Origin of the sequence: Streptomyces roseoverticillatus, from assembly GCF_000719265.1 — a bacterium.
GTDB lineage: Bacteria > Actinomycetota > Actinomycetes > Streptomycetales > Streptomycetaceae > Streptomyces > Streptomyces roseoverticillatus.
Map to the genome: position 1 here is coordinate 1 of NZ_JOFL01000055.1, position 4,995 is coordinate 4,995.

4 protein-coding genes and 1 pseudogene are annotated in these 4,995 nt (G+C 69.3%); all 5 read left to right on the forward strand.

All coding sequences use genetic code 11. The features are described from left to right. Positions 1-172: roadblock/LC7 domain-containing protein (locus tag IF61_RS0131690; RefSeq protein WP_030370002.1), on the forward strand; the 172-nt coding region annotated here is incomplete at its 5' end. A gap of 104 nt (positions 173-276) precedes the next feature. Beyond that, the gene (locus IF61_RS0131695) at positions 277-684 is read left to right on the forward strand and encodes a DUF742 domain-containing protein (protein WP_030370003.1); all 408 of its coding nucleotides are present in this window, start codon (positions 277-279) and stop codon (positions 682-684) included. A gap of 52 nt (positions 685-736) precedes the next feature. Then, positions 737-1,110 (forward strand): annotated as a pseudogene (locus IF61_RS0131700) (GTP-binding protein). Positions 1,111-1,483: 373 nt separating this feature from the next. Then, positions 1,484-4,675, forward strand: coding sequence for a nitrate- and nitrite sensing domain-containing protein (locus IF61_RS0131705; RefSeq protein ID WP_030370005.1), 3,192 nt, complete (start codon positions 1,484-1,486; stop codon positions 4,673-4,675). 1 nt (position 4,676) lies between these two features. Beyond that, a partial coding sequence (locus IF61_RS0131710) for a roadblock/LC7 domain-containing protein (protein ID WP_043191717.1) occupies positions 4,677-4,995 on the forward strand: 319 nt, incomplete at its 3' end.

Sequence of the window (4,995 nt, forward strand, 5' to 3'; positions counted from 1 at the left end):
CGGCTTCCTCTTCATCATGTCCGTCTCCGACGGATCCTCGCTGGCCGTGCTGGCACACCCCGAGTGCGACATCGGCCTCGTCGGCTACGAGATGGCCCTCCTCGTCGACCGCGCGGGCAACGTCCTCACCCCGGACCTCCGCGCCGAGCTCCAGGGCAGCCTGCTGAACTGACCGATGTTTCCTGCTGATCCCGTCCGACCGTACGGCCGAAAACCCCCCACCGGCCCGCGCTCGACGGCATTATTGCCAGTCCTGCTGTCCCGTCCGGAGGATTCATGACCCCGCCCGCCTCGCCCGGCCCGTACGGTGCCTCTCATCACGCGCCGTACGGGAGTGAAGGCGAAGAGCCGCTGATCCGCCCCTACGCCATGACGGGCGGCCGCACCCGGCCGCGCTACCAGCTGGCCATCGAGGCGCTGGTCAGCTCCACGGCCGACCCGGCCGTGCTCGGGACCCTGCTCCCCGAGCACCAGCGCATCTGCCACCTGTGCCGCGAGGTCAAGTCGGTCGCCGAGGTCTCGGCGCTGCTGAACATGCCGCTCGGCGTGGCGCGCATTCTGGTCGCGGACCTGGCGGAGGCCGGCATGGTGGCGATCCACCAGCCGGGCGGCAGCGGCGAGTCCGGCGGGACGCCGGATGTGACACTGCTCGAAAGGGTGCTCAGTGGACTTCGGAAGCTCTAGCGGGGGGATGGGTGGTGGCGGCACGGGCCGTTCCACCACCTCCGCGAAGATCGTGGTGGCGGGCGGCTTCGGCGTGGGCAAGACCACGTTCGTCGGTGCGGTCTCGGAAATCAGTCCGCTGCGCACCGAAGCCGTCATGACCTCCGCCTCGGCGGGGATCGACGATCTGAGCCACGTTCAGGACAAGACCACGACGACCGTGGCGATGGATTTCGGCCGTATCACCCTCGATGACGACCTGATCCTCTATCTGTTCGGTACGCCCGGTCAGGACCGCTTCTGGTTCATGTGGGACGACCTCGTGCGCGGCGCCATCGGCGCCGTCGTCCTGGTCGACACCCGCCGACTCGCCGACTGCTTCGCAACGAGGCGAAGAGCACGCTGATCACTTTGGTCGAGCACGCTCTGATGGCCCGGCTGAAGTAGCTCTTCGGTGGCTGTTCGTCAGAAACTTCCGGCACGTCACGCGTCACGTACATTGCCCCGTACGACGCCGTCCCGGGGTTGTGGCATTGGACACGACCCGGCCCGGAGTTCATAACGTTTCGACAGAGAATCGGCCGGACGCGGCAACAGACCGCGTTCGGCCGACTTCACTCTGCGCACATGTCGCCCGCCATTTGGCGCCGCTCGCTCTTAATGCCCGTTTTATGTCGGGCAAATCGAGTGGCCTGGCGGGAGCCCCCGCTGTTTGGAATGCGCACCCCCGACGTGCTGGAATTCCAGGAACTGAGCAGTAACGGCTCAGTTCGAAAAACGGCACACACCCAGGGTGCCGACGCCGAGAGGTTTTGGTCGAGTGACGCGCAGAAAGACGGGCGCCGCACAGCAGACGCAGGACGGGCGAGGCAACTTCACCCCGCCGTCACGCGCAGCGGTGCCGCCTTCGGCTTCCCCTGCTTCCGGCGTGCCCGAGACCCCGGCTCCCGCCGCGGGCTCCGGCGGCCGGTTCTCACCCCGCAACTGGCGGGTGCCCACCCGCCTGAACGCGATCCTGCTCATCCCCGTGATCGTGGCCCTCGTCTTCGGCGGCCTCGACGTGAAGGGATCGGTCGACACCTGGGAGGAGGCGAAGGACGCCGCGAACACCGCGCGAGTGGTGCGCTCCGCGGCCACCTACGCCCACGCGGTGATCGACGAGCGCGACCTGACGGCCAAGCCGCTCCTGACTGGTCACCGCGACGACCCGGTCATCAAGAAGACCCAGGACGCGACGGACGCCGCCCGCGCGGAGTTCGACAAGACCGTCAAGGACATGCCGGACACGCCGGCGCTGCGCCGCCGCATCAAGCTCTTCCGCGAGGCCGAGGCCACCCTGCCCGACCTCCGCAAGGCCGCCTACACATCCAAGCTGCCCGGGGTGAAGACCGAGGACGGCTACGGCGCCATCCAGCGTCCCCTCATGGCCTTCGCCAACGAGCTGGGCTCCGGTCTGGGCACCGACAACGTCGTCTCGTACGGCCGCATGGTCTACGCCGTCTCGCTGGCCAAGGCCGCCGAGTCGCTGCAGCGCTCCATCGGCACCCACCTGCTCGTCGAGGGCAACGCCGACCCGAAGGAGCAGCAGCTCCAGCGGACGTCGTTCTCCTCCTACTACTTCCTCGAGTACATCGCCCGCGCCGAGTACGACGCGAGCGGCACCGAGGACGACATCAGCCGGCTCAACGACGCCATCGCCACGAAGGCGAAGTCGTCGGAGCAGGAGAAGATCGCCGGCGCCATCATGGCCGGCAAGACGCAGAAGCAGCTGGAGACCGCGGGCATCACGGCCGACGGCTGGCTCGACGCCTCCACGGCGAAGTTCGACGCGTACCGCTCGGTCGAGACGTACCTGACCGACAAGGCGGTGGACGAGGCCGAGAAGATCTCCTCCGACGCCCAGCGCGACGCGATCGTCAACTCCTCGATCATGGTCGTGGCCCTGCTGCTCGCCTTCTTCGTGGCCGGCATGATGGCCCGCTCCATGAGCCGCAACATGCGCCACCTGCGGCGCGCCGCCTTCGACGTGGCCGAGCAGCGCCTGCCGGCGCTGGTTGACCAGCTGTCGCGGACCGACCCGGGCCGGGTCGACACCCGGGTCCAGCCGATCCCGATCACCACCCGGGACGAGATCGGCGAGGTCGCCCGCGCCTTCGACCAGGTCCACCGCGAGGCCGTCCGGCTCGCCGCCGAGCAGGCCCTGCTCCGTGGCAACGTCAACGCGATCTTCACCAACCTCTCGCGCCGCAACCAGAGCCTCATCGAGGGTCAGCTGACCCTGATCACGGAGCTCGAGGAGCACGAGGCGGACCCGGACCAGCTGGAGAACCTCTTCCGCCTGGACCACCTGGCCACCCGCATGCGCCGCAACGGCGAGAACCTCCTGGTCCTCGCCGGCGAGGAGCCCGGCCGCAGCTGGGACCAGCCGGTCCCGCTGGTGGACGTGCTGCGCGCCGCCTCCTCCGAGGTGGAGGCCTACGAGCGCATCGAGCTCTCGGGCGTCCCGGAGGCGGACATCCACGGCCTCGCCGTGACCGACCTCGTCCACCTGCTGGCCGAGCTCCTGGAGAACGCCACCACGTTCTCCTCCCCGCACACCAAGGTGCGCGTCACCGCGACGCGGCTGCCCGACGGCCGCGTGATGGTCGAGATCCACGACAAGGGCATCGGCCTGACCGCCGAGGACTTCGCGGACATCAACCACAAGCTGGCCAACCCGCCGACCGTGGACGCCGCGATCTCCCAGCGCATGGGCCTGTTCGTGGTCGGCCGCCTGGCGGGGCGGCACGGCATCCGGGTCCAGCTGCGTCCCTCGGGCGAGCAGGCCGGCACGACCTCGCTGGTCATGCTGCCGGACCGGATCACCCACGGTGGCGGTGGCGAGGACGAGCTGTCCCCCGACAGCTTCACGGTCTCGCAGATGGTCCCGGAGCAGCCGCAGCAGCCGCAGCAGCCGCAGCCCGGTCAGGCGCCCGCCATGGGCCGCATGCGGACCGCGGCGGAGCTGGGCTTCGACGACTCCCGCTACGACCAGCAGGGCAGCACGGCGAACGCCCCGCTCGACCCGGTGAACCGTTCGCGGCTCCGCGAGGAGCGGCGCGCGGCGCTGGAGGCCGCGTCCGACAACCGCCCGCTGTTCCGCGACGAGGTGCCCCAGCAGCACGAGCAGCAGCAGCCGCAGTTCGAGCAGCAGCCGTACGAGCAGCAGGGTCACCAGCACACCGAGCAGTTCCCGGCGATCGGCGACCAGCCGTACGAGGAGTCGTACGACCGGTCGTACGAGCAGCAGGCGCAAGCCGGCTACCAGGACTCCGGTTACCCGGAGCAGGAGTACGCCGAGCAGGGCTACGCGGACGCCGGTTACCCGCAGCAGCAGTCGTACGGGGAGACCACCGGTCAGACCCGGAGCGACGTCTGGCAGCAGCCTGGTACGTACCAGGACGGCATGCAGCAGGGTTACGGTGCGGATTCGGAATCACTGCCGCCCGCTGACACGGCGCAGCCCGAGCGCGTAGAGTTCGACCGTCCGGGCCCCGCTTCGAGCGGCTCCCACTCGCTGACCGGGTCCGGTCTGCCGCGCCGCGCGACGCAGTGGCAGCAGTCCGAGTCTGTCGAAGAGGCCGCGGGGGCCGGCGAACCGGAGCAGCCCCAGCAGGACGTCCCACAGCAGCCTCACGAGGGTGACAACCCCGACTGGCGATCGGAAAACGACGAGCGCTGGCAGCGTGCCGAGCAGCTCCGGGATCCGAAAGCCGGTGGAGTGACCCCTTCCGGACTGCCCCGCCGAGTGCCCAAGGCCAATCTGATCGAGGGCAAGGCGGCGCAGACGCCGCAGGGCGGACCCCAGATATCCCGTGCCCCTGAGGACGTACGCGGCCGGCTGAGCAATCTCCGCCGCGGCGTCCAGCAGGGGCGCACCGTGGGAGCCGACAGCGGTTCGGCCACCACACAGCAGCATGAGCAACACGACCAGGGCTTCGGCCCCGGCGGCACCTACGATCAGGAGCGTTAGTGTGAGCCCGATGAGCCAGGCGGCGCAGAACCTGAACTGGTTGATCACCAGTTTCGTGGAGAACACCCCAGGGGTGTCCCACACCGTCGTGGTCTCCGCCGACGGACTCCTTCTGGCGATGTCCGAAGGGTTCCCGAGGGACCGCGCCGACCAGCTGGCGGCCGTTGCCTCCGGCCTGACCTCGCTGACCGCCGGAGCCTCCCGCATCTTCGAAGGCGGCGCCGTCAACCAGACCGTGGTCGAAATGGAGCGCGGCTTCCTCTTCATCATGTCCGTCTCCGACGGATCCTCGCTGGCCGTGCTGGCACACCCCGAGTGCG